This window comes from Hoeflea sp., assembly GCF_039975035.1.
Taxonomy (GTDB): Bacteria; Pseudomonadota; Alphaproteobacteria; order Rhizobiales; family Rhizobiaceae; genus Hoeflea.
Map to the genome: position 1 here is coordinate 12,025 of NZ_JBDWHW010000018.1, position 23,790 is coordinate 35,814.

The window sequence follows — 23,790 nt, forward strand, 5'->3', positions numbered from 1 at the left end:
CACGCCGAAGCCCTGCGCCAAACCGCAGGATCCTTTGCCTTTTTCGATATGGGGAGTGCCGAATGGCATCGTCAAGCGGCTATCGGAAGACCCGGGCTTTGGCTGTCAGCGGCGGTAAATGGCAGTCAGCGTCCGCAGCATTTGCAGCACGGCCGGGGAGCTGATCGAATAATAAATTGCCTGGGCTTCGCGACGGGTCTTGACCAGATTGCGGATTCTCAGTTTGGCCAGGTGCTGGGAAAGCGCCGATTGGCTCAGCGCGACTTTTTCGGCAAGGGCTCCCACCTGCATCTCTCCCTTGGCGAGATTGCACAGGATCATCATGCGTTTCTGGTTTGCCATTGCGGCCAAAAGGTCGGCGGCTTCCTCGGAGTGTGCTTCCAAACTTTGCGGATCGATCATCGGGTTTCTTTCGCGGCAGCCGCAACAGGCACGGCTTCATTAAAATTTTAACCAATTACTCAAAAAATCTTTCATCGTATTTCAGTCAAATAGATCGCGATGTACACCCCTATTTTTCGTAAGCGTCACGGGAAAGCTCTGCTAATTTGGGCCGCAATTCAGTGGCTTGGCTCAGAGGCGTGTCAAATTCGATGCGCAACAGCTCATCTCCGCGCGAAAGATCCAGGCCGGCGCAGTCCAGTCCGCAGATCTTCCAACCGGTTTTTTCAGATTTGCCGAAAACTCTGGCGAAGAGATCGACTGTGTCGGCATGATCGGTATTCATGTGAACAACGGCGCTCGGCTCGAGTTCGGCGACCTCGGCGATGGCCGGGGAGGCGATGAGCAGGTCTGCTGCTTCCAGAACAAAAGCCTTGCCGAAGCCGCCATTGAGACTGGCTGATTGCGGCGCCATGCGGAAAAAGGCGAAATCGGGAAAATCAGCGTAGAGCGCGGCTTTCGGATGTCTGGCGATAAAACGCGCGCGCATGCCGGCATGGGCCGGATCATCCCGCGCAACACGCTGGGCGAGGGTGCGCAGGGTGATGCGGGGATGCGCCAGAGGATCCCCCTTGCCGGGTTCACCGAATAACAGCGAGGCGCGCGGGTCAGTGAGCAGCGCGTCGGTGTGAACCGAGAGACCGGAGACCAGAATCAGTGGCGTGCCGTCGACATCGGTTCCGGTCAGCACCCGGCTTGCAAAGGGGAAGCCGGTGTCGGGTTCGAGTACGCCTATGGCGCCGAACCGTGCACTCCTGACGAGGCGGCGCGCCAGTTGGCGGGCCTCCTCGTCGGTGTCGCGGATGGTCTTGACCGGTTCCTTCACGTGGCAATCACCCCGTTGCTGCGCCCTATTTCGGCGCCATCCGGATCGCGCCGTCAAGACGGATGGTCTCGCCGTTGAGCATGACGTTGCCGATGATATGCATGGCCAGACTGGCGTATTCCTCCGGCTGTCCCATACGGGACGGGAAGGGTACGGAGGCGCCAAGGCTGTCCTGGACTTCCTGCGGCATGCCGAGCAGCATCGGTGTGGCGAAAATGCCCGGTGCGATTGTCATGACACGGATGCCGAACCTTGCCAGTTCGCGGGCGATGGGCAGCGCCATGGCGTGCACACCGCCCTTGGAGGCGGAATAGGCCGCCTGACCGATCTGGCCGTCAAAGGCGGCGACCGATGCGGTCGAAATCACGACGCCGCGTTCGCCGTCAGCCAGCGGTTCGAGCTTGGAGGCCCGGTCGGAGAACAGCCGCAGCATGTTGAAGCTGCCGATCAGGTTGACCTCGATGACCTTGCGGAACTGGTCGAGATCATGCGGACCTTCGCGGCCCACCACTCGAACGGCGGGGGCAATGCCGGCACAGTTGACCAGGATCCGGGCTTCGCCAAATGCCTCAGCGGCCTCCGTCAGCGCCGCATCGGCTGCGGCGGCATTGGAGACGTCGCAGGCGATGGCCTTGCCATCGATTTCGGCGGCGACTTTTTCAGCCTGTGCCAGATTGATGTCGAGCAGCGAGACTTTTGCACCAGCGACTGCCAATGCCCGCGCGGTTGCCGCACCAAGCCCCGAGCCTCCGCCGGTCACAATGGCGGCTTTGCCCTTAACGTCCATATTCCATTCTCCTTGACTGCACTAAGTTGATTGTCCGATGCGCATCAATGTCAACGACGATGCTGCGTCAAGCCTCGAACGATATCGTCGGCAGTGATGGAGCCTGTCACAACACCGTTGTCAATGACACCGATTGTCCCGTTTCGCCGGGCAAGCGCATCCATGACTTCGGAAAGCGGCGTATCGGGGGTGACCGAAGCTGACAGCGGCGATTGGCCGCGTGCGGCGTCCGGTTTTCCAGGGGACATGACGTCCTTGGCCATCAGCATGGCGATCGGATTCATGTTGGCGACAAAGTCCTGGACATATTCATTGGTCGGTGAATTGACGATATCACGCGGGGTGCCGCACTGGATGATGCGGCCGCCTTCCATGATGGCAATGCGATTGCCGAGCTTCATGGCCTCGTCGAGGTCGTGGCTGACGAAGACGATGGTCTTGCCGAGCCGTGTCTGGAGTTCGAGCAATTCGTCCTGCAACCGGGTTCGGATCAGCGGATCGAGCGCCGAGAACGGCTCGTCCATCAAGAGGATCGGCGCGCCGGTTGCGAAGGCGCGGGCAAGACCTACGCGCTGCTGCATGCCGCCGGACAGTTCCGCGACCATCCGTTCGGACCAGTCGGACAGGCCGACGAGCTCGAGCTGTTCTGTGACCCTCTGATCGCGTTCCATTTTCGGAACGCCGGAGATCTCAAGGCCAAAGCCGACATTGTCGGCGACCGAACGCCAAGGCAAAAGCCCGAACTGTTGAAACACCATCGACACGGTGTCCATGCGCAATTGCTTGAGCTGTTTGTCGTCACAACCGCCGACATCGAATGTTTCGTCTCCGCATTGGACTGTAACCTTGCCGCGACTGATCGGGTTGAGCCGGTTGATGGCGCGCAGAAGTGTGGATTTTCCCGACCCCGACAACCCCATCAACACCAGGATTTCGCCTTCGTTGATGTCCACGGTGCAATCGTGCACACCGAGCACATCACCGGTTGCCTCTTGGATCTCGGTGCGGGATTTCCCCGCATCGGCGAGCGCTAGACTCTCGGCGGTGTTGTCGCCAAAGATGATAGAGACATTGTCGATGCGGACCGAGCCGCGATAAGCGTCAAGGCTCATGACGTGGCTCCGATTCGTACCCGGCAGATGCGGTCGAGAATGATGGCAAGAATGACGATGGCGATGCCGGCTTCAAGTCCGAGCGGGATGTTGACGGTGTTGAGCGCCCGCACAACCGGCTTGCCAAGGCCATTGGCCCCGATCAGCGCTGCAATCACCACCATCGACAGTGACAGCATGATGCATTGGGTGAGACCCGCCATGATGGTCGGCAGGGCGGCGGGCAGTTCCACTTTTCTCAGCAGTTGCTGCGGTGAGGCGCCAAACGCCTGCCCGGCCTCGACCATGGGTCGGGGGACGGAGGTGATGCCAAGATAGGTCAACCGGATCGGGGCAGGGGATGCAAAGATGATGGTGACCAGTAGTCCGGGGGCAAGGCCGAGGCCGAAAAGAATGAGCACCGGGATCAGATAGACGAAGGTCGGCATCGTCTGCATCAGATCCAGAATCGGCTGAACATAGGTGTAGAGCTTGGGCCTGTGCGCCAGCCAGATCCCGATCGGCACGCCGATGAGCATCGACATGAAGGCTGCAGAAATCACCAGTACAAGGGTTTCGATGGTTTCTTTCCAGAGGCCCTGATTGATGATGAACAGCAGTCCGAGCACGATGCCGAGCGCCAGTTTCCAGGATTTCTGGATACGCCAGCCGATCAGCGCGATTGCCAGAACAAGGATCACCGGCGGAAGCCACAAGAGACCGTCGATCATGCTGTCGAGCAGGAACTTGAGGGAATCGGCGATGGCGTCAAAGGCGAATTCGAAATTGTCGGTGAGGAAACCGAAGAAGCTTTTGCCCCATTGTCCGACCGGGATTTTCCAGGCCGTTACAAAACTCGTTATTCCATCCATGCGGTAAGCCCCCCGACGTAGAAAACAGACCGGAGCCGCGCGTGCGGCTCCGGTCGCATGAGCTGGGTTTTACATGCCGAGCTTGGCGGCCACAGCGGCAGCGGCGTCGCCGCCATCAAACGTGGTCACGCCTTCAAGCCACGGCTTTACAGCGTCCGGATTGGCTTTCAGCCAGGCCAGACCCGCAGCATTTGCGTCTTCGCCCTTGAGGATGTCGTCCATGATCTTGTTTTCCATCGACAGCGAGAAGGAAAGGTTCTTGACCAGGGTTCCCACGTTCGGGCATTCGGTGGTGTAGCCGGTACGCACATTGGTGTGCACGGTGGCTGCGCCAAAGCCGGAATCGCCCATTCCGTCGAGATAGGCAATCGACATTTCGCCCATGATCGGATGCGGAGTCCAGCCGAGGAATGCGATCCATTCCTCGTTCCTGATGGCCTTTTCGGCCTGCGACAGCATGCCTGCCTCCGAGCTCTCGACCAATTCGAATCCGTCCAGGCCATTGGCCGGATCGGCAATCATTTCGAGCACGATGCGATTGCCGTCATTGCCGGGTTCGATGCCGTAGATCTTGCCGTCGAACTTGTCCTTGAACTTGCCGATGTCGGTCAGGCTCTTGACGCCGGCTTCAGCCGCGTAGGTCGGCACAACAAGGCCATAGCCGGCGCCGTCAAGGTTCTTGGCGATGGTTTCAACGGATCCGTCATCGAGAAAGGGCTGCACGTCGGCCGCCATCGATGGCATCCAGTTGCCGAGGAAAACGTCCATGTCCTTGTTTTTCAGCGACTGGTAGGTCACCGGCACGCTGAGTACCTGGACTTCCTGGGTGTAGCCCAGGGCGTCAAGCACGACGCCGGCAACAGCCGTGGTGGCCTGAATGTCGGTCCAGCCGACGTCAGCGAAGCGGACGTTCTTGCAAGCTTCGGAATCCGCGGCCTGAACGGTTGCGGTTCCGGCGAACAGAATTGCTGCGAATGCGAGGGTCAGTTTTGTTTTCATTGTCGGTCTCTCCCGTGTTCCGATCGCAGAAACAACCACCTATGGACGACGAACTCAACCCGGATAGCCGTCGAAATATGCGGTTCATGCGAAAACGGTTGTTGAAAGCGGTCGCTCGGGGCTGGAGTTTGCCGGCTCCGCTTGGCAATAGATACATGTTAATCAGCGGTCTCTAAGTTGTCACGGTCTAATCGGGACAGCCGCCGCCCGACCATCAAGCCCGGAAGAATCGCGGAGATCCGCCTTGGCAAAGCTGTATTTCAGTTATTCGACAATGAATGCGGGCAAGACGACGCTGTTGTTGCAGGCTTCCTACAACTACCGTGAACGCGGCATGCGAACCGTTCTGTTCATTGCCGCCTTTGACGACCGGGGCGGTACGGGGCGCATTGCCTCGAGGATCGGGCTGGATTGCGAAGCTATTCCGTTCCGTCCGGAAGACGACCTGTTTCAATCGCTCAAGGCTTTGAAAGCCGAAGGCGAGATCGCCTGTGCTTTCGTCGATGAAGCGCAGTTCCTCACCGAAGCTCAGGTCTGGCAACTGGCGCGGGTGGCGGACCGGCTGTCCATTCCGGTGATGACGTACGGGCTGCGAACTGATTTTCGCGGCCAGCTGTTTCCCGGTTCACAAGCCTTGCTGGCCATTGCCGATGAACTTCGGGAGGTGCGGACGATTTGCCATTGCGGGCGCAAGGCGACGATGGTCGTGCGCATGGACAGTTCAGGTGCGGTTATGCGCGAAGGGGCGCAGATCGAGGTCGGCGGAAATGAAAGATATGTGTCGTATTGTCGCCGTCACTGGGATGAATTAATGAGCCCAGGTCTTGTGGAATAGGGAATTTCACACGATTTGACCGGAACAATTGGCGGATTTCAGACGTTTCGGGGTGAACAGTAACCCAACTGTGCATTGCCCTGTTTAGACAGTGCGGTATAACCCCCCTATCCTAGTTAAGTGAATGGAGACTGTATATGCGCATTTCCCTATCCATGTTGTTTGGCGCAGCCATTGTCGCTGGCCTTGCTGCCCCCACGGCAGCTTTCGCTGACGGTGATGCCGCAAGAGGTGCAAAGGTTTTCAAGAAGTGCGCCGCTTGCCATACCGCCACGGAAGAAAAGAACAAGGTCGGCCCGCATCTCGTCGGCATTATCGACCGGCCGATGGCCTCGGTGGAAGACTACAAATATTCCAACGCCATGATCGAGCATGCTGCCGAACAGCCTACGTGGACAGTCGAAGCGCTGGAAGCCTACCTGCACAAACCCAAAGACGTGGTCAAGGGCACCAAAATGGCCTTTGCCGGTTTGAAGAAAGACGATGAGATCGAGAATGTCATCGCCTATCTGACCGATCCCGCCGCGGCGGAGAAGTAAGCTCCGGCAACGCCGGGACGACGGGCCGTTGCTTCGGGAACGGCCTTTTTTTTTGCCTTTATCATGCTTACCTTTTCTCTGTGTGGTGTTTGCGGAGTAAACAACCGGTGCTACAAACACTCTCGGGTCCGGGTTCGCCGGCTGATCAATTGCACGCCCGGTTCCGGGCGGTGGAAAACGGGGAATTCGGGCATGGCCAACATCAAGAGTCTCGACGCTGAAATCGAGAAGACACGCAGCGTCGTTGAAGATATGCGCTCGAAGATCGAGGCCTCCGGTGTTGTCCTGGAAAAGATGTCGGAAGCCGATGCAGAGCTTGGCGATCCGCAGTTTGATATCGAAAATGCCCGCATTCAGGACGTGCTGCGGCAGCAGCGGATGATGGAGACCAATATTGCTGATCTGATCATCGGCCTTGAAGACGCCACCAACGTGTTTGGCGCGGAATTCGAGAGCATGAAAGGCTATTCAGGCATGGAGCGCTTCGTCTCCATGTTCTCTAAGGCGCGGGCGCAGCGGATGCGGTCTGATCGCGTCCGGAATATGTCCCTGTCAGGCAATTTGCAGGAACTCCTGAAAAAGTCGGATACCATTACCGGCATCCTGACGGATCAGAAAAATATCCTGGACAGCCGTTACAAGACTTCGGAAGCGAGCCTTATCAAGGTGATCGAGCGCCGCAAGCTGACCATGGCCAACCTGGAAACCACGCAGCAGCGGATCGAGGAACTCAATCCGCTGCTGATGGATATCGAAAACCAGATCGCTGCCTCGACAGACCAGAAGACCCGCACCAACCTTGAAAGCGAGCGCTCGAAGCTTGCCACCGAATATAACGAGCGGCAGGCCAAGGAGCAGGAATTGCTGGCTGAAAGCCAGACGCTGGAACGCTACACCTCGATGTTCCAGACATTCGTGGATTCGCTCAACAACCAGATCGCGGCGCAGAACACGCTGATCAACAAGCTGACCAACGATACCGAGCAGCGCATCGTCCTGTACAAGGCGCTCGAGGATTCGCTGAAGACCGCCGCACAACAGGATGTGGCGCACAAGATCAACACGCTTGGCAGCCGGGTTGATACCGCTGCGGAAGAAACAATGGCCGGCATCGGTGCAGCCGCGCAGGCCCACATCGGCGATCTTCTGGAGATGCATGAGAAAAACATGTTGTCGACGCAGGATATCCAGCGCCGCAAGCAACTGGCGGACGACGCTTTCGCCCGACGGTTTTCAGAGGTTCTGGAAAAGCACAACTCCGCAAATTACGTCAAACCGTAAGCGGACCGCAATGAAATCGAGGACCGGCCATGCGTGCTGATACCGGTGCAGCCGGTGCCTATTTCAGATCGATGCATGCGGCGTTGAAGGGTCTGCGGGTCTATCTCTCCGGCGCGGATTCGCCGCTCTATGCCCATGGTCTGGTCGGCCAGGTGATCACCCCCTATATCGACCGGCTGGAAGCGACGTTTTCGGCCTGGGAAAACCGTGTCGGCTTCATGGACCGGTTCCGCATCAGCCGGGCCGACAGCGGCTTTCCGGTCTATCAGAACCTGCTGACACTGGAAAATGACCGGGCGACAGCCGGCGAACGGCTGGCGGCGATCGCTGACGTTGAAACGCTCAAGGCGGAGATGGCCGATTTCATCCTTCGCCACAAGGCGTTTCCCGCGGCGCTGCAGGAACAGATCGCCGAACGGCTTTATCTCGAGGAGATTGGCCAGGATGAGCTGTTCGCGCCGTTCATCCTGCCGGAGACCGTGCGCGTCTCGATCAACCCGAAGAACGGACGGCCCTACTATGTGGTTCACTGGGGGGTGTTCGACGGCAGCAGAACGCTGCCGATGGTCTACATGGCGACAATCGAGGATTCGAGCCAAAGCATTGCCAGCATGCTGGTGGCGAAAGACGGCAAGCTCAAATCCGATGTCGATATTCCACTGCCGGTGGGCGGTCTGCTCAATCCGGAATTTGCCCGCGCGTTTGACGTTTCAGCCGAGAGGAACGGCGCCTATTCGCTGTCGCCGGCGACGATTGCGCAGAACCTGGATGCGGATTTCGAATTTCTGCATCCCAAGCAATTGCGCCGCTTCGTGCTCGGGCCGTTTTATTCGGCGGGCGTGACCGACAACTCCGACCGGATCTCGACCATCCTGTCAAAGGTGCGCAAGGATGAGAACGCCTGGCTTCTGACCTGGACCATGCAGGAAGTGTTCTCCAAGACGGAAAGCCCGGCAAAGCATGGCTTGTGGAGTTCAACCCCTGCGCGGGATGTCTATCACATTGAAACCGACGATCTGGAAGCAACGCGGCAGGGCGTGAGCGCCTACCAGAAACATGCGCTTGTGCCGCATGATGCCTATCAGGCACTTTATGCCTCGGGTGAGGCGGAGAGCATCTTTTCCGGGTTCTCCGTGCATGTGGTGTCGGGCAACCAGGTCATAAGCGAGGTATGAGGCGATGAGCCAGACAACGGGGCTGACCACGATTTCCGAAGACGACATCGCCCGTCATCAGGCGGTGGCGCAATCGATGGTGACCCGCGTTGTCGTGCTGGTTGCTCAGGGCGACGGGTCTTCGACGCCGCTGGCCGGGACCAACCGGCGGTTTGTGTCGACGGTTTCGACCCGCGGCATGCGCAAAACCCGCGAAATTGAACTGGGCAAGACCATCCAGGCGGTGCGTGCCAATGACCAGATGCTGTCGATCCAGCAGCACACGCTGCTCTACAGGACCCGCCGGGGGATTGCCGTGGCGTTGGCCGTGGCAGAGCTGTTTGCCCAGCAGACCGATCTTGAAAGCCTGCAATCACGCAATGCCGGCGCGCCTTTGCAAGGCGATGACGCCAACCGCTTCAAGCGCCTGTTGTCTGCTTCGGCCTATGTATCTGCCTTCACGCTTGCGGCCTATATTTTGCAAACCGTGGATGGCGAGAGTGAACCGGCCAATGATACGGAGGAGCCTGATTTTCAGTTCGACACCCCGCAGGATGCACTCAAATCCATTGTGGCGGCGCTGGAGGAGGCGATAGCCGGTGCGCCGGATGAGACAGCGATGACGTCGCGGGCCCGCGCCTTGGCCCGGGTTGCCATTGAAGGTCTGATCAGCCGGCGCGCCCGGTTTGATGCGCTGAGCAGTTTTGCGCAATCGCATCTCAGGCTGGAAAGCGACAATTTCACCCTCGACGGTTTCGACGTGGCGCCGGGCCAGCGCCGCAAGCCGCTGGTGATGAGTTTCAAGAAACCAAACGAGATCATCGGCAACCATCTGGCCAAGCATCAGGCAATGCGGCTGGCGCGGATGGTCATGGCCTATGATTTCGACCGGCAGCTCAATCCGTTCGTTGAACTCGGTGGTTTCCTGTTCACCTTCATCGGCGATGGCGCGCCGGGCACCGGCAAGACTATCCTGATCCAGATGCTGGCCGGCATGATCAATGATTACTGTCAGATCGCTGGCTATCCGTTCCATTACGAAAATTTCGGCGTTGACCAGATTTCGTCCTATCAGGGCAAGTCGGGGCAGAACTGCAAGGCCTTCGTCGACAATGTGCTCAATCCGCGCGCCATCGGCTTCGGCACCATCGATGACATCGACCAGGTCGCCGCCAAGCGCTCGGATGACCGGGCGTCGGCAGGCCAGCAGGAAGTCACCGCGGTGCTGATGGAAAGCTTCGCCGGCGCCTCGACCGTGGTGCGGGGAAACTGCAGCTTCGGCATGTTCTCCAACTATCCGGAGAATGTCGACGATGCCTTGAGACAACGCGCCGGTGCACGCTGGCTGGTCGACGGACCGCAATCGCTTGACGATTACATCGACATCTTCGCGCTGCTGGCAGGCAAGAACCATTCGATCCCGGTCGGCTCGCACGAGCTGTTCGCCAGTCAGGAAATCAAGCAGGCGGTGGCGCGCTCCTATGATGGTCACGACCGGCCGCAGGAGGAGGGTCTGTTCTCGGTCTGGGAACGGTTCGAGAAAGAGCATGGCAAGGTCAAAACCATTTCCGACATCGGCGCCTATCTGCACCGGATCAAGCTGGCCGAGCCGCGTTTTACCGGCCGCGCGATCAAGAACATCACCGATGCGATCAAGATGCGGGCGATGGATATTGATCTGCCGGACGCGTGGTTCGAGACACCCGAAGCCTTCATGCACAAGGCTTACGATGACAAGATCGCGATGATTTCGGAGCTGCGCAAACCCTTCACCATCGACATGGTGCTGCAGGAAATCAACCGTTACGCCGATTCCGAGTTCCGTTACACTGATCGTTCGGATGCGACCGCGGTTGACGAGATCATCCGGCGCGAGCGTCAGCGCGAACGCGCGATCGGCGAGATCGAGGCGATGAAGCGGGACGGGCGCTGGCAACAATGAAACGGCTGGTCGAAAACGAGCTTATCTATGGCCGGTTGCTGACAATCGACGAGCCACATCTTGTGGCGCGCTACAACAAGGCGCTCAAGGCTTTCGGCCTGAGTGAGACGGCGCTTGAAAGCTTTCGCATCGACATGACCGGATTTTCGCCCGAGATCGCGGAGGAACTGGGCGACATCCAGTATCTCGATCCCAATGGCGTCAACCGTCGCTTCGTCATCCTGACGCCGGAGCAGGAAAACCTGCCGGTGGTTCATACCCAGTTTTCCAATACCGCCGGCCTGATGCACGAGTTTTTCGAGGGCAACCGCCGGGCGGTGTCCGCGGTGACGATCAAGGACGCGCTGTTTGGCGAGATTGAGGAACCGGTCGATGTGGTCACCGGAGTCGAGGATCTGCTGTCGATTGACGAGGTCCGGTTTCGTGTGGTGTCGGCGGAAAACATGCTGGGAAAGGCCACGGAATTGCGCGGGCTGGTTGACCGGCTGCAAACCTCGAAAAACGGATGGCGCGATGATGCCATGCTCAACCGGATGGTCGAGCTCGCGCGGGAAACCGGCGATATCAGGCAGAATGCGCTTGTGCCGGACAAGCTTGTGTTTGCCCATCAATCCTATTGGGCAAATCATTTTGGTGGTGTGTACATCTTCCGTGACGACCGCACGACAACCGTGATCTGTGATCATCAGGCGCCGGGGTTCCGGCGGTCGCGCCCATGGGAAGTCAGCTACATCGATATTGAAGATCACGCCCGTATCTTCGAATATCTGTCGAAAACCGAGAGGCTGCAATTGCCCCGTGCCTCATGGGTCGAACCCTCCGGTTTTTTTGCCCACCGCGCCGAAATGGCAATTGTCGATCTCATCGGCCGCGCGGACCCTTCGGTGGACCTTGCCCGTGCTGACAGGGTCTGGCTGCAGACCTGGATGCATCACAATGCCGCGCTGATCGCAGCGGAAGGGGTTTACCCATTCCTGCAGGAAGCCATGCGCGAGGTCGCCTCCACCGGACAGGTGAAGATGGGCGAGGTGCGGGCCGACCGCCGGCTGATGCTCTGCCGCGCGGTTCCCGATCATCCCGAACAATGGCTGATCAACCGGCTTCTTGCGCGATTGGCGCCATTTGACTTCGTCACCCGCTTCGTTTTTGACAAGCAGGGCTTTTATGAATCCTATGAAGGCTATTCCGAAAGCTACCGCGTCCATGTTGTGGATGTGCTCGGGACAACCTATCTGAACAACAAGGCGGCGCTCAGGTCGCGGCTTTACGGACTGGAAGGATACCAAGAAGATGCTTGACCCGGTGATTGAATTTTTCGAGCGCATCTTCAATGCGATCGGGCGGGGCATCGGCGTGGTGATCTCTTTCATCCTGTGGCCCTTCGTCACCATGGCTGGCTGGTATCGCCGCCGGGGTTTCCTGCTCAAGGCGATTGTCGGCGCAATTGTTCTGATTTTCGTTGGATCTTATGGCTATTTCATCTGGCAGGCCGAGCGGTGGGTCAATTACAATCCGGATTATCCCGACAGCTACGAGTTTGCCCAGGGAACCGTGGCGCCGGGCGAACGGTTGTCCGATGCGACTGACGCCCAGTGCGCGGAATCCGCGGTTGTGCAGGTCACCCGCGATCTTATCGATTTCAACGTCAACCAGAACACCTGGTTGCCATCACTTCCGCTGTCAAAGGCGGGCTTTTTCGGAATTCCCTGGAAAAACACCCCGTTTCTCGACAACAAGGCAGCTTTCCAGCTTGGCATCAACACTGTTATTCGCCGGACAACAATCGAACTCGCCGACCGGTTGGGAAGAGTGCGTGGCACCTCGCAGATCAACCAGAACCTCCAGGATGCGAAGGAGGCAATGGCCTATAACGAAGATGCCTGGTGGCTGACTTTTTCGCCGCCCTTCGTCCAGCCTTCCACCCCGGAACGGCATCGTGCGGCCATCAGGGCACTGGGCAATTTCAATCAGGACATGAAGGCGTGCCGGGGTGAATTCGATGCCCGATCGGACAACCTTCTGCAGTTTCTGGACCGCGTGACCGGAGATATCGGTTCGACATCGGATATTTTGCGGGCCCGCATGGAGGCAAGCGATCTGGGCTGGTTCGATCCCCGGGCGGATGATCGCTTCTGGTTCACCTATGGGCAACTCTACGCTTACTACGGCGTGCTGCGCGCAACCCGCTCTGATTTTCAGAATGTGTATACTGATCGACGCGTCACAAATGTTGCGGAGATTGCGGAACAGCAGTTGCGGGGAGCTCTCAACATGACGCCGTTCATTATATCCAACAGCAATGAATCCAGCTGGATCATGCCTTCCCACCTGGCAACCATGGGCTTCTATCTGCTCCGTGTCCGCTCAAATCTGGTGGAAATGCGCGATATTCTGGACCGCTGACCCCAGGCTTGATGGCTTGCCGCGCGGCACTCCGCATGTGTGTCAGCGCGGCTGTCAGTCGGCCAGGGACGGATCGCTGACTATGTTTATCAGGCGGGCCCGGTCGAGGATTTCCTCGGTCATGCCGTAGAGTTCCTCCCGCCCGTCGCCAGCCACGCGATAACGACCGCATGACAGGATGTACTTGAAGTCGTTCTGGCCGTCCTTGAGTCTGAGGACAAAATGAAAGCCTGATTTCTCCGATGCGGCGCGTTCAACCAGTTCAAGGATGAAACCCAGGTCTTCGGGGTGGACCATTTCGTTGGCAATGGTCAGGTTGACCGGGCCCTTTGTGTACTCCATTCCATAGAGCCTGAAGACGTTCTTCGACCAGAACACATGGCCTGTCGCGAGATCCGCTCGCCAGTAACCCAAGGTGTTCCTGTAATTTGCGAGCTCGATGATTTCCGCATCCGAGAGCCCGATGTGATCCAGTTCCTGGACAGTATTTGCCGTTTCTGAAAATTCGAACCTGACTAAAGGTGCCTTTTTCGGTGACATGTTGAGCAGGCTCCAAATCAGTTGATAAGATGCAATCGCAACGCCTTGGCGACAAGATGCGTCCTGTTGACGCAATCGAGCTTTCGCATTGCGCTGTTCATATAAGAATTGACTGTATGGTCGGACAGCGAAATGATTGTTGCAATCTCGACCGAGGTTTTGCCGCTGGCAGCCCAATGCAGGACTTCGAGTTCACGGGCCGTCAATGCCGTCGCCGCGCTCACCATTTCGGTTTTCAGTTTGGAATAGACATCATAGGCATGCATGACGAATATTCCGAGTTCTCCCATTTCTGTATGGCTCAGGGCCGTTCGGTTGCCAACAAAGCCTATCGCCGAGCGTGTGCCGTTGGCGGCGTGTACCGGAAAATAGATGCAAATCGCTATTGAATGCCGCTTGAAAAGCTGAAGAGCCGGATCAACCTCGGCCGGCGGCCGGTCACTGTCTATGGTGTCCACGCTCCATATCATCGGTGCGGTTGACCGGCGCAAGCCGGCAAAGACCGGAGAGTTTTTCAACAAGCCGAGGGTGTCATAGTCTTTCAAAAATCCACAGGGAAGGTTTGACATCGCGACCTTGGAGGACAATTTTTCGTCAACCGCAGCCGGAATGTCGACGAGCATAAAGCCCTTCAGGTCGAAGTCCGTTGCCAGGTCGCACAGAAACCCGGACAGTTCCGATTCGGAATTGATCGTACTCAATCTGCTGATTGAAGTGGAAGGACCTTTCATCAATAAAAAACCGTCTTTAACCGGCCCCCAAACATTCCGTGGGCTGGGCCTTAATAGCTCACAATATAATATGTTTAGTTGAGCGTTTCGCAGGGCAAAACGCAATCCGTGTCAGCAAATAAAAACGGCAAATGGTTGCCGCCGTCTAAACAGGGAGTTTTCCGGTGTTTTTGACTTCCTCCATGACGGGATAGGTATGGGTTTCCCGTACGCCTGGCAGAGACAGGATTATGTCGGAAAGAAAAGCCCTGTATGCCTCCATTCCCTTGACCCGGGCCTTGACCAGATAATCGAAGCCGCCAGCCACCATGTGGCACTCCATCACATCATCCGATTTGCGTACCGCCTTGGAAAACGCATCAAAGACATCCGGCGTTGTCCGGTCAAGCTTGACTTCGACGAAGATCAGCATTCCGCGCTCAAGTCTTTCCGGGGATAGCCGGGCGGTGTAGCCTGTAATGTAACCGTCACGATTAAGGCGTTTGAGGCGTTCTGCCGTGGCCGTCGGAGACAGGCTGATTTTCTCGGCCAGTTCAAGATTGCTTAGCCTTCCGTCGTCCTGCATGGCGCGAAGGATCTTTCGATCGATGCGGTCAATTTCCCTCATAAATTCTCCGTGAAATTCTTAAATCGCAGTGAAAAAGTCTAATCTTGTAATAATATATGGTGAGAAATGCGGCATATCAAGAGATATTATGAATCATTCACGGGAGAAAATCATGACCGCCACACCTCAGCCGCCGTTGACGAATTTTCATGCGCCCCATGCTCCAGACGATGACAGGCTGATCAGCGCATTCAGCCAATCGCTGATCTTCAGCGGTGCACAGGACCGGGCGATTGATGCCCGCACCACCAAACTGATCCAGGCGATCCGCTCGGATTCCGGACAGATCGGCGGCGTCGAGGATTTTCTGCGTGAATACGGCCTGTCGACGCGGGAAGGACTGGCGTTGATGGTGCTGGCCGAGGCTTTGCTCCGGGTTCCCGATGCGCTGACCCAGGACCGGTTGATCGAGGACAAGCTCAAGGAGGGCGGCTGGAGCGATCACGAAACCCATGGCGACACATGGTTTGTTTCGGCCTCCGCCTGGGCTTTGGGAATGTCGGCACGTGTCATCAAGCCCGGTGAAACGCCCGAAGGTGTGATGCGCGGTCTGGTCAAGCGCATGGGTATGCCTACAGTCAGAACGGCAACCCGGCAGGCGATGCGCTTTCTGGGGCATCATTTCGTGCTTGGCGAGACGATCGAGGATGCGCTCGGTCGTGCCGTCAAGAACGAGAGCCGCGGTTACCGCCATTCCTATGACATGCTCGGTGAAGGCGCCCGGACTTTGGCGGACGCCAAGCGCTATTTCAAATCCTACGCCGATGCGATCGCCGCCATCGGCAAGGCCGCGGGCAAGACCTCGGCAGGGCGCAAGCTGCCTGACCGCCCCGGCATCTCGGTCAAGCTCTCGGCGCTGCATCCGCGTTATCTGGCCACCCACCGTGACCAGGTCCTCGAGGAACTGGTTCCCGAACTGATCAAGCTGGCGCAGATGGCCAAGGCGCACGATCTGAATTTCACGGTCGACGCAGAAGAAGTGGATCGCCTTGAATTGTCGCTTGATGTGATCGACCAAGCCTTTGCCGATCCTTCGCTTGATGGATGGGACGGGTTCGGCCTCGCCATTCAGGCCTATCAGAAGCGTGCCCCGCAAGTGATCGAACACATTGCCGGGCTGTGCCGCAAGCATCGCCGCCGGATGATGGTGCGGCTGGTCAAGGGCGCTTATTGGGACACCGAGATCAAGCGCGCCCAGGAACGCGGGCTCGAGGGCTATGCGGTGTTCACCCGCAAGGCCGCCACCGATCTGGCATACCTTGCCTGCGCCCGTCAGATGCTCGATCTGCGGGATGTGATTTATCCGCAGTTCGCCACGCACAACGCCCTGACGGTTTCGACCATTATCGAGATGGCCGAGGATCGCAGCGGCTTCGAGTTCCAGCGCCTGCATGGCATGGGCGAGGTGGTCTATGACAGCTTGAGCAAGAGCAATGACAGCGTGCCTTGCCGGATTTATGCGCCGGTTGGCGGTTATCGCGACCTGCTCGCCTATCTGGTGCGCAGGCTGCTTGAGAATGGCGCAAATTCCTCCTTCGTGGCTGTGGCGGGCGACAAGAATGTGCCTGTCGCCTCGCTGCTCGAACGTCCCGACGCCAAGCTCGGGCTCGCCCGGGGCCAATCGGCCCGCAACAGCCAGATCCCGCTGCCTTTGGCGATCTATTCCGACCGGCCCAATTCGCGCGGTGTGGAATTCGGCGATCGCTTTCAACTCGCTTCATTGGTGGAGGGTATGGCGCGCTCGACGGAAAGGGTCGAGGCAGGACCGCTGGCGCCGGGTCTCAAGGCCAGCGGCCCGGCACGGGACATCAGATCGCCCTCCGATCCTTCAAATATTGTCGGCACGGTGCGGTTCACCGATCCGAAGGATGTCGACAAGGCGGTGACGATCGCTGCACAAGGTTTCAGAAGCTGGTCGCGGACCGATCCGGGTATCCGTGCCGCAGCCCTCGACCGCGCGGCTGATCTGATCGAGGACCGGCGCGACCGCTTCATGGCTCTGTTGTCGGCGGAAGCCGGAAAGACCCTGGACGATGGTATCGCCGAGATCCGCGAGGCGGTGGACTTCCTGCGTTATTACGCGGCGCGTTCGCGCGTCATGTTCTCAGAAATGCTGCCGATGCCTGGCCCGACCGGTGAGGAAAACCGGCTTGGCTGGCGCAGCCGCGGCGTGTTCGTCTGCATTTCGCCGTGGAACTTCCCGCTGGCGATTTTTCTGGGGCAGGTGTCGGCGGGACTGGCCGCCGGCAATGCGGTGATCGCCAAGCCGGCTGAACAGACACCGCTGGTCGCGCATGAGGCGATCCGGCTGTTGCATGAGGCGGGCGTGCCGAAGGACGTTCTGCTGTGCCTGCCGGGCGAGGGTGATGTCGGTGCCGCGCTGACCTCGCATCCGAAGATCGGTGGCGTGGCGTTTACCGGCTCGACCGAGACCGCGCGCGCCATCAACCGGACGCTGGCCGCCAAGGATGGACCGATCGTGCCGTTCATCGCTGAAACCGGCGGGCTCAACGCCATGATCGTCGACGCCACGGCGCTGGCTGAACAGGTGGCCGACGATGTGGTGATGTCGGCGTTCCGCTCCGCCGGACAACGTTGCTCGGCGCTTCGTCTGCTGTTCGTGCAGGAAGATGTCGCCGACCACATGATCGAGATGATCGAGGGTGCCGCGCGCGAGCTGAAACTGGGCAATCCTTCAAAGCCATCGACGGATGTCGGCCCGGTGATCGACGAAGCGCAACGCGAGATGCTTGCTGCGCATATTGCAACGATCTCGAAAACCCAGAAACTGGTCTATGCCGGAGAGGCGCCGAATGAAGGCCTGTTCTTTGCCCCGCACATTGTCGAACTCAGGGACGCGGCCGCGCTCGACCGGGAAATTTTCGGACCGGTGCTGCATGTTGTGCGCTACAAGGCCAGGAAGCTCGACGCCGTGCTCGGCGCCATCGATGCCACCGGTTTCGGCCTGACGCTGGGTGTGCATTCGCGCATCGAGGCGACAGTGCGCAAGGTCATCGACCGGCTTGATACCGGCAATGTCTATATCAACCGCAACATGATCGGCGCCGTGGTCGGCACCCAACCGTTCGGCGGTTCGGGCCTGTCGGGCACCGGCTTCAAGGCCGGCGGGCCGCATTACCTGATGCGGTTCGCGGTCGAGCAGGCTGTCTCGGTCAACACGGCGGCGGCTGGAGGCAATGCCGGGCTGATCGCCATGGGCGACGGCTGAGGGCGTTGATTTAGCGTTGCTTGCGAGTGAAGGCTGACCTGTCGGCTTCAGAGCTTGCTGTGTTTTTTTGCGCAGCAAGCCTTTGCTTTCTTGCACGTGTCGCAATTGGCGCATTCGGCGTCCCGTTTCATGCAAGCATTGACGGCACATTCGGTTTCTATTCGTCGCCAACGGTCCCGCGGGGGTGCGGGACAGAGTGGGAGAGGATATGACATCATGGCTGAGTACAAATCCGATATCGAGATTGCGCGGGCGGCGACCAAGAAGCCGATCATGGAGATCGGCGACAAGCTCGGCATACCGCTTGAGGATCTGGTTCCCTACGGTCACGACAAGGCCAAGGTGTCTGCCGCTTTCATCGCCCGCCAGAAAGACAAGAAGGATGGCAAGCTGATCCTTGTCACCGCGATCAACCCGACGCCCGCGGGCGAGGGCAAGACCACCACCACGGTGGGGCTCGGCGACGGGCTCAACCGCATCGGCAAGAAGGCGATGATCTGCATCCGCGAAGCCTCGCTGGGGCCGAATTTCGGCATGAAGGGCGGCGCTGCCGGCGGCGGCTTGGCGCAAGTGGTTCCGATGGAAGAAATGAACCTGCATTTCACCGGCGACTTCCACGCCATCACCAGCGCCCACAATCTGCTCTCGGCGATGATCGACAACCACATCTACTGGGGCAACGAGCTGGAGATCGATGCGCGCCGCGTCGTCTGGCGCCGGGTGATGGACATGAACGACCGGGCGCTGCGCGACATCGTGGTCAATCTCGGCGGCGTCGCCAACGGGTTTCCGCGCCAGACCGGATTTGACATCACAGTGGCCTCTGAAGTCATGGCAATCCTGTGCCTTGCCAAGGATCTCGAGGATCTGCAGCAGCGACTGGGTGCCATCGTCGTCGCCTACCGCCGTGACAAGTCGCCAATCTACTGCCGCGACATCAAGGCCGATGGCGCGATGACGGTGCTGCTGAAAGACGCGATGCAGCCAAATCTGGTGCAAACGCTGGAAAACAACCCGGCCTTCGTTCATGGCGGTCCGTTCGCCAATATCGCGCATGGCTGCAACTCGGTGGTGGCAACCACGACGGCGCTGAAACTTGCCGATTACGTGGTCACCGAAGCCGGCTTCGGCGCGGATCTGGGTGCAGAAAAATTCTTCGACATCAAATGCCGCAAGGCGGGCCTCAAGCCCGATGCCGCGGTGATCGTCGCCACGGTGCGGGCGATGAAGATGAATGGCGGGGTCAAGAAGGATGATCTGGGAGCAGAGAATATCGATGCTGTCGAGAAAGGCTGCGCCAATCTGGGTCGCCATGTTCAGAACGTGAAGAAATTCGGCGTGCCGGTGGTGGTTGCGATCAACCATTTTGTCTCCGACACCGAGGCCGAAGTCCAGGCGGTGAAGGATTATGTCGCAACCCTGGGGGCCGAAGCGATCCTGTGCAAGCATTGGGCGCAAGGCTCGGCAGGGATCGAGGATCTCGCCCGCAAGGTTGTCGAGATGGCTGAATCCGGACAGGCGCAGTTCGCGCCGCTTTATTCCGATGACATGCCGTTGTTCGAAAAGATCGAGACAATCGCCAAGTCGATCTATCATGCTGGCGAGGTGATTGCCGAGAAGTCAGTGCGTGAGCAGCTCAAGCAGTGGGAAGCCCAGGGCTATGGCAAGCTCCCGGTCTGCATGGCCAAGACCCAATATTCATTCTCGACCGACCCCAATCTGCGCGGCGCGCCGACCGATCACACCGTGCCGGTCCGCGAAGTGCGGCTGTCAGCCGGCGCCGGCTTCATCGTCGTCATCACCGGCGAGATCATGACCATGCCCGGCCTGCCCAGAACCCCGTCGTCTGAAAAGATCTTTCTCAATGACACCGGTCAGATCGAAGGTCTGTTCTGAAGCGGGACAAGGCGGCCAGTCCCGCCCGGTTCGCCGGCTGTCATTGGCACAGCCGGTAGCCGCGCTTGCGTTTGGCGATGTCGAGATGGAGGTGGTCGCTATGGCTGGCGTTGGTGCCAGGGCCCAGCACGGTGGTGAAATGCAGGCAGGCGCCGCCCCGGACTGCCCGCTGGAAAGCCTCCTCAAAGTTCCCGTCGCCGGCGCGCGGTGAAACTCCGATTGGCTTGCGTCCGTCGAATTCAAAGTTCATGATGTCGATGGCGTTGCCGATCGAGTGCTCCGACATCTTGCCTGTGGCCAGATTGTTGCGGCGGCGGCAGACATAGGTCGAGCCGTGATTGATGGCTTTAAGGCGAACCTCTTCGGGGAGTGCGGACGCGGCGGGAAGGACGACTGCGCCGACCCAGCGCGCCAACGAAAGAGCGGCTGTGCATCTCAATTGGGTTGCGGGCTTTACCGCCACGCCCTTGGCGATCTCGGTGATGGCGTAGGGCGCATCCATGCCGCAGCCATTCTCGCCGGTGAGTGGATCAAGTCTTTCGAATATAACCTGCAGCTTGCGCAATTCACTTTCGCAGGCGGCAAGAAATACTTCGGAATCGACCGGAGCGGCAATGCCCGGCAAGGCTGGCTTCTCCTTGCCTGCAGGCGGAGCATCGGGAATTGCCGCGGCGTCGGGGTCAGGATCGGCCTGTTGGGGGGTAACGGTCTGTTCGGGCTTGTCGTCCGGGACAGGTCCTTCGGCGGGAAGATCAAGTCCCGCCAGGGCGACAAACATCAAAGGCAACAGGAAAATCCGGCGCATGTCGCCCCTAAAGTGGTTGCGGTCCCCGCCATGATGTCAGGGCCGAGAGGCGGGCCGTCTTCTTGAACTGGTGACGATCCATGCGATGCAATATACCGGCAAGAAAGCAAATTGTCTCGGTAATATAGGGCCCCTTGTTGAGCATGATGCACCCGGCGCGCTGGCCCATGGCCGTTTCGCAAAGCCAGAGGATTTCTTCCTGGGCTTCCGACAGACGCCCGGTTCCGACTTCCATCGCCAGGTCGCCGCGCGCGATCATCACCGCGACCGGCTGATGCGGGCTCGCGGCTTTTGGCAATCGGGACGCGCAGTCGGCGGCGACTGCACTTTCGACGATTCCGGCAATGGTGACATTCACGATTACAAGATAGGGTCGTATCCAGGCCATTGCGCGCCCTTTCTTGGGGTCATAGTGACCTTGGCCCGCGGAAATGGTGCTTTGTAGCGGCCCGCGGAAATGGTGCTTTGTAGCTGTCTGCTCGATGGCTGGAGACCTCCGTCTTGGCAGGACCAGGCCCCGGACGGCACATTGAGTGGAACGAAACGGCGTCTTGCGGATTGTCGATGATGGAGACAAAAAATTTGGGGCTGGGACAGCGTGACTGAAAAACCGGTAACACAGACACTACGCGCGTGGTTCGTTCAGGGGCTCAAAAACGGAAACGCCAACCGGATGCCTGTGCTGCTGCTCGGCATCATCACGCTTGGTGTGTATGCCTTCATCCAGATTGCCGACGAGATGGCTGAAGGCGAAATCCGCAATTTTGACGAAACCCTGTTTCTGATGATGCGGGTGCCGGGTGATCCGTCGCGCTCGATCGGGCCGGCGTGGCTGCAGGAAACGGCGATTGAAGTGACCGCGGTCGGAGGCTATCCGCTGATCATCCTCACCCTTGCGGCAGTTTCGGGGTTTTTCCTTGTAACAAGGCGCTATGGCGCAGCCCTTTATGTGGTGCTTTCGGTCGGCTCGGGTGCGCTGCTGAGCTATACGCTCAAGAAATTTTACGCGCGGCCAAGGCCGGATCTGGTGGATCATCTCGATACGGTTCACACCGCCAGCTTTCCCAGTGGCCACGCGCTGGTGACAACGGTGGCCTATCTGACGCTCGCAGCCATCGTGATCGGCTACCTCGAAACCAGAAGGGCTCGGGCGTATGTGATCACCGTGGCGGTGCTCGTTGCGGTGATGGTTGGCGTCAGCAGGGTCTATCTTGGCGTGCACTGGCCCAGCGACGTCGCCGCCGGCTGGGCGCTGGGAGCGGCATGGGCAAGTTTTTCCTGGCTGGTCGTGCACATGCTTCAACGTCGGAAGAACAGGGGCTCGCCATGACTGGACCAAGTATGGAGAACATGACCTGGCATGACTGGTTCAAACCGTTTGCGCGTTTGGGCTATGGTGCGCGCGGCGTGGTGTATCTGATGCTTGCATTCTTCATTGCCAGTGCAGCGCTGACGACCGGCAGTGGCGGCGATTCAAAGGACGCGGTCCGCTTCATCACCCAGTCCACCGCCAGTGCGGTTCTGACACCGCTGCTGATCATCAGCCTGGCCGGTTACTGCCTTTGGCGCATCGTGCAGGCAGTGTTTGATACCGATGATCACGGTTTTGATCCGGCGGGACTGGCGGTGCGTGCAGGGCTGCTCGGATCAGCAGCAACCTACGGCTTTTTGCTGACTTACACGTTTTCAATTTGGTGGGGCGGTCTCTTTTCTTCCGGAGACAGTTCCGGGGACGGGTTTGCCCGCACGGCGGCGAGCTTTATCGGAGCCGGGCCGGTATCACTCATCCTGAGTTCCATATTCGCCATTGTTGGCGGGGCGCATATCTGGAAGGCGATCAACCGCAAATACCGTGATCATATCCAGGCTTCGCAGCAGCTTCTGGGGTGGATCGACATGGCTGCCATTGGTGGTTTGAGTGCACGCGGTATTGTCTTTCTGGTTATCGCGTTCTTGCTGTTTCAACACGGTCTGGCCGGTGAAGAAGGGCGCGCCAGTCTCGCGGATGCGCTTGATTTTATCGCCGGGCTTCCTTTCGGGGCCTGGCTGTTGGGGGCAACCGGAGCAGGGTTCTTCCTGTTTTCGATCTACTCCTTTGCCGAAGCCATTTGGCGCCGCATCAACGTTGAGAATGCCTGAAGTCCCGGAGTCCGGACTTCAGGCATCACAGTGGTGCAAAGGAAAATCGACCCTGGCCGCGAAGGTGCTTTGAGGCGATGCTGATCCGTCGCCAGACGCGCTTTTACCGGATCTGTTTTATTTCATTTGCAGCTTTACGACCGCGATCACAGATCGAGCCCGCATCGTGGACCAGCCGGAGAGCCGGGCGGGCAAGCTCTTCATTCAGACGTTGCCGCCTTGCTGCTTCGGGCTGGAACAGGACAGATTCAACAACAAGGCGCTGAGGCGTGCAGCTGTCCTGTACCGGGAGTGTCATTTCCTCGGTTTCTCTCAATCCGAGCAGTGCAAGCCCGCGCACGGTGTCCAATGCCAGGCTTTGTCCCACCATCGCGTCCATGCGGCTGTGGGTGACAATGGCCATCTGCGGCTGCATGCCGCTGACGCGGTAGCGGACGCGGCTGTTCAAGGTCACGAGGTCGTCATCGATGTCTTCGCTGAACACCACCGTCGAATTGTCGAGCTTGTGGCTGAGCAATTGCCGAACGGAATCGGTCAGGACATGTCGGCGGTCATGCATGGTTTCAAGGATTGTGAAATCCTTGTTGGTCAGGATGGAGGGAAGGTTTTTCCACATGGCGTATCTCCGGTCGCGCCGGTACGGATGGCGGCGCGCATGACAGGTCAGGGAACG

Annotated in this window: 23 protein-coding genes; 11 read left to right on the plus strand and 12 right to left on the minus strand. The window is 58.8% G+C overall.

The window, feature by feature from the left end; translation table 11 throughout:
* Window positions 1-105: 105 nt before the first annotated feature.
* From ABJN75_RS01370 to choX, 6 genes are all read right to left on the minus strand, one after another.
* Window positions 106-402 carry a metalloregulator ArsR/SmtB family transcription factor gene (locus ABJN75_RS01370; RefSeq protein WP_348436113.1) on the minus strand — a complete coding sequence of 99 codons (297 nt, stop codon included), beginning with the start codon at window positions 400-402 and terminating at the stop codon, window positions 106-108.
* A gap of 109 nt (window positions 403-511) precedes the next feature.
* A complete protein-coding gene (locus ABJN75_RS01375; protein WP_348436115.1) occupies window positions 512-1,267 on the minus strand; it encodes a DUF2470 domain-containing protein in 756 nt (251 codons plus the stop codon).
* 25 nt (window positions 1,268-1,292) lie between these two features.
* Window positions 1,293-2,054, minus strand: a complete 762-nt coding sequence (locus ABJN75_RS01380) for an SDR family NAD(P)-dependent oxidoreductase (protein ID WP_348436116.1) — start codon at window positions 2,052-2,054, stop codon at window positions 1,293-1,295.
* Between the two features lie 50 nt (window positions 2,055-2,104).
* The gene (gene choV, locus ABJN75_RS01385) at window positions 2,105-3,166 is read right to left on the minus strand and encodes a choline ABC transporter ATP-binding protein (protein ID WP_348436118.1); all 1,062 of its coding nucleotides are present in this window, start codon (window positions 3,164-3,166) and stop codon (window positions 2,105-2,107) included.
* Entirely contained in the window at window positions 3,163-4,017 is an 855-nt protein-coding gene (choW, locus tag ABJN75_RS01390) for a choline ABC transporter permease subunit (RefSeq protein WP_348436121.1), read from the minus strand. Before choW ends, choV begins: the two co-directional genes overlap by 4 nt.
* A gap of 69 nt (window positions 4,018-4,086) precedes the next feature.
* Window positions 4,087-5,016 (minus strand): choline ABC transporter substrate-binding protein, encoded by a 930-nt coding sequence (gene choX, locus ABJN75_RS01395; protein WP_348436123.1) that lies wholly within the window; start codon window positions 5,014-5,016, stop codon window positions 4,087-4,089.
* A 244-nt stretch (window positions 5,017-5,260) separates the two neighbouring features.
* Here choX and ABJN75_RS01400 point away from each other — a divergent pair, with 244 nt between their 5' ends.
* The 7 genes from ABJN75_RS01400 to ABJN75_RS01430 all read left to right on the plus strand — a co-directional run bounded on the left by ABJN75_RS01400 (window position 5,261) and on the right by ABJN75_RS01430 (window position 13,170).
* Window positions 5,261-5,851, plus strand: a complete 591-nt coding sequence (locus ABJN75_RS01400) for a thymidine kinase (protein ID WP_348436125.1) — start codon at window positions 5,261-5,263, stop codon at window positions 5,849-5,851.
* A 137-nt stretch (window positions 5,852-5,988) separates the two neighbouring features.
* The gene (locus ABJN75_RS01405) at window positions 5,989-6,390 is read left to right on the plus strand and encodes a cytochrome c family protein (RefSeq protein ID WP_348436127.1); all 402 of its coding nucleotides are present in this window, start codon (window positions 5,989-5,991) and stop codon (window positions 6,388-6,390) included.
* Window positions 6,391-6,582: 192 nt separating this feature from the next.
* Window positions 6,583-7,671, plus strand: a complete 1,089-nt coding sequence (locus tag ABJN75_RS01410) for a hypothetical protein (RefSeq protein WP_348436129.1) — start codon at window positions 6,583-6,585, stop codon at window positions 7,669-7,671.
* Window positions 7,672-7,700: 29 nt separating this feature from the next.
* The gene (locus ABJN75_RS01415; RefSeq protein WP_348436131.1) at window positions 7,701-8,846 is read left to right on the plus strand and encodes a hypothetical protein; all 1,146 of its coding nucleotides are present in this window, start codon (window positions 7,701-7,703) and stop codon (window positions 8,844-8,846) included.
* A gap of 4 nt (window positions 8,847-8,850) precedes the next feature.
* Window positions 8,851-10,767: an AAA family ATPase gene (locus ABJN75_RS01420; protein WP_348436133.1), complete on the plus strand. Its 1,917-nt coding sequence runs from the start codon at window positions 8,851-8,853 to the stop codon at window positions 10,765-10,767.
* Window positions 10,764-12,065, plus strand: coding sequence for a DUF6638 family protein (locus tag ABJN75_RS01425; protein WP_348436135.1), 1,302 nt, complete (start codon window positions 10,764-10,766; stop codon window positions 12,063-12,065). Before ABJN75_RS01420 ends, ABJN75_RS01425 begins: the two co-directional genes overlap by 4 nt.
* Window positions 12,058-13,170: a DUF2333 family protein gene (locus ABJN75_RS01430; RefSeq protein WP_348436137.1), complete on the plus strand. Its 1,113-nt coding sequence runs from the start codon at window positions 12,058-12,060 to the stop codon at window positions 13,168-13,170. Before ABJN75_RS01425 ends, ABJN75_RS01430 begins: the two co-directional genes overlap by 8 nt.
* A gap of 54 nt (window positions 13,171-13,224) precedes the next feature.
* Here the strand turns inward: ABJN75_RS01430 and ABJN75_RS01435 are convergent, their stop codons facing one another.
* From ABJN75_RS01435 to ABJN75_RS01445, 3 genes are read right to left on the minus strand one after another with little or no spacing between them, the layout of a single operon-like run.
* Window positions 13,225-13,710: a hypothetical protein gene (locus tag ABJN75_RS01435; protein ID WP_348436138.1), complete on the minus strand. Its 486-nt coding sequence runs from the start codon at window positions 13,708-13,710 to the stop codon at window positions 13,225-13,227.
* Between the two features lie 17 nt (window positions 13,711-13,727).
* Window positions 13,728-14,546, minus strand: coding sequence for a LuxR C-terminal-related transcriptional regulator (locus ABJN75_RS01440; protein ID WP_348436140.1), 819 nt, complete (start codon window positions 14,544-14,546; stop codon window positions 13,728-13,730).
* Window positions 14,547-14,586: 40 nt separating this feature from the next.
* Window positions 14,587-15,048 carry an Lrp/AsnC ligand binding domain-containing protein gene (locus ABJN75_RS01445; protein ID WP_348436142.1) on the minus strand — a complete coding sequence of 154 codons (462 nt, stop codon included), beginning with the start codon at window positions 15,046-15,048 and terminating at the stop codon, window positions 14,587-14,589.
* Window positions 15,049-15,160: 112 nt separating this feature from the next.
* Here ABJN75_RS01445 and putA point away from each other — a divergent pair, with 112 nt between their 5' ends.
* Window positions 15,161-18,277 carry a bifunctional proline dehydrogenase/L-glutamate gamma-semialdehyde dehydrogenase PutA gene (gene putA, locus ABJN75_RS01450; protein ID WP_348436144.1) on the plus strand — a complete coding sequence of 1,039 codons (3,117 nt, stop codon included), beginning with the start codon at window positions 15,161-15,163 and terminating at the stop codon, window positions 18,275-18,277.
* Between the two features lie 216 nt (window positions 18,278-18,493).
* Window positions 18,494-20,173 (plus strand): formate--tetrahydrofolate ligase, encoded by a 1,680-nt coding sequence (locus tag ABJN75_RS01455; protein ID WP_348436146.1) that lies wholly within the window; start codon window positions 18,494-18,496, stop codon window positions 20,171-20,173.
* A 40-nt stretch (window positions 20,174-20,213) separates the two neighbouring features.
* On the opposite strand, the gene ABJN75_RS01460 is transcribed toward ABJN75_RS01455, so the two are convergent.
* Window positions 20,214-20,978 (minus strand): extensin family protein, encoded by a 765-nt coding sequence (locus ABJN75_RS01460; RefSeq protein WP_348436148.1) that lies wholly within the window; start codon window positions 20,976-20,978, stop codon window positions 20,214-20,216.
* 7 nt (window positions 20,979-20,985) lie between these two features.
* Window positions 20,986-21,366, minus strand: coding sequence for a hypothetical protein (locus ABJN75_RS01465; protein ID WP_348436149.1), 381 nt, complete (start codon window positions 21,364-21,366; stop codon window positions 20,986-20,988).
* 285 nt (window positions 21,367-21,651) lie between these two features.
* Between ABJN75_RS01465 and ABJN75_RS01470 the strand changes: the two genes are divergently transcribed.
* The gene (locus ABJN75_RS01470; protein WP_348436151.1) at window positions 21,652-22,308 is read left to right on the plus strand and encodes a phosphatase PAP2 family protein; all 657 of its coding nucleotides are present in this window, start codon (window positions 21,652-21,654) and stop codon (window positions 22,306-22,308) included.
* On the plus strand, window positions 22,305-23,117 hold the full coding sequence (locus tag ABJN75_RS01475; RefSeq protein WP_348436153.1) for a DUF1206 domain-containing protein: 813 nt from the start codon (window positions 22,305-22,307) through the stop codon (window positions 23,115-23,117). The genes ABJN75_RS01470 and ABJN75_RS01475 overlap by 4 nt, the downstream gene beginning before the upstream one ends.
* A gap of 103 nt (window positions 23,118-23,220) precedes the next feature.
* On the opposite strand, the gene ABJN75_RS01480 is transcribed toward ABJN75_RS01475, so the two are convergent.
* Window positions 23,221-23,790: hypothetical protein (locus tag ABJN75_RS01480; RefSeq protein WP_348436155.1), on the minus strand; the 570-nt coding region annotated here is incomplete at its 5' end.

What these genes read in the sequence shown, in the direction of transcription:
- ABJN75_RS01370 (WP_348436113.1), bottom strand. Translation starts at nt 402, where the DNA reads ATGATCGATCCGCAAAGTTTGGAAGCACACTCCGAGGAAGCCGCCGAC.
- ABJN75_RS01380 (WP_348436116.1), bottom strand. Translation starts at nt 2,054, where the DNA reads ATGGACGTTAAGGGCAAAGCCGCCATTGTGACCGGCGGAGGCTCGGGG.
- choV (WP_348436118.1), bottom strand. Translation starts at nt 3,166, where the DNA reads ATGAGCCTTGACGCTTATCGCGGCTCGGTCCGCATCGACAATGTCTCT.
- choW (WP_348436121.1), bottom strand. Translation starts at nt 4,017, where the DNA reads ATGGATGGAATAACGAGTTTTGTAACGGCCTGGAAAATCCCGGTCGGA.
- choX (WP_348436123.1), bottom strand. Translation starts at nt 5,016, where the DNA reads ATGAAAACAAAACTGACCCTCGCATTCGCAGCAATTCTGTTCGCCGGA.
- ABJN75_RS01405 (WP_348436127.1), top strand. Translation starts at nt 5,989, where the DNA reads ATGCGCATTTCCCTATCCATGTTGTTTGGCGCAGCCATTGTCGCTGGC.
- ABJN75_RS01410 (WP_348436129.1), top strand. Translation starts at nt 6,583, where the DNA reads ATGGCCAACATCAAGAGTCTCGACGCTGAAATCGAGAAGACACGCAGC.
- ABJN75_RS01415 (WP_348436131.1), top strand. Translation starts at nt 7,701, where the DNA reads ATGCGTGCTGATACCGGTGCAGCCGGTGCCTATTTCAGATCGATGCAT.
- ABJN75_RS01420 (WP_348436133.1), top strand. Translation starts at nt 8,851, where the DNA reads ATGAGCCAGACAACGGGGCTGACCACGATTTCCGAAGACGACATCGCC.
- ABJN75_RS01425 (WP_348436135.1), top strand. Translation starts at nt 10,764, where the DNA reads ATGAAACGGCTGGTCGAAAACGAGCTTATCTATGGCCGGTTGCTGACA.
- ABJN75_RS01430 (WP_348436137.1), top strand. Translation starts at nt 12,058, where the DNA reads ATGCTTGACCCGGTGATTGAATTTTTCGAGCGCATCTTCAATGCGATC.
- ABJN75_RS01435 (WP_348436138.1), bottom strand. Translation starts at nt 13,710, where the DNA reads ATGTCACCGAAAAAGGCACCTTTAGTCAGGTTCGAATTTTCAGAAACG.
- ABJN75_RS01445 (WP_348436142.1), bottom strand. Translation starts at nt 15,048, where the DNA reads ATGAGGGAAATTGACCGCATCGATCGAAAGATCCTTCGCGCCATGCAG.
- putA (WP_348436144.1), top strand. Translation starts at nt 15,161, where the DNA reads ATGACCGCCACACCTCAGCCGCCGTTGACGAATTTTCATGCGCCCCAT.
- ABJN75_RS01455 (WP_348436146.1), top strand. Translation starts at nt 18,494, where the DNA reads ATGGCTGAGTACAAATCCGATATCGAGATTGCGCGGGCGGCGACCAAG.
- ABJN75_RS01460 (WP_348436148.1), bottom strand. Translation starts at nt 20,978, where the DNA reads ATGCGCCGGATTTTCCTGTTGCCTTTGATGTTTGTCGCCCTGGCGGGA.
- ABJN75_RS01465 (WP_348436149.1), bottom strand. Translation starts at nt 21,366, where the DNA reads ATGGCCTGGATACGACCCTATCTTGTAATCGTGAATGTCACCATTGCC.
- ABJN75_RS01470 (WP_348436151.1), top strand. Translation starts at nt 21,652, where the DNA reads ATGCCTGTGCTGCTGCTCGGCATCATCACGCTTGGTGTGTATGCCTTC.
- ABJN75_RS01475 (WP_348436153.1), top strand. Translation starts at nt 22,305, where the DNA reads ATGACTGGACCAAGTATGGAGAACATGACCTGGCATGACTGGTTCAAA.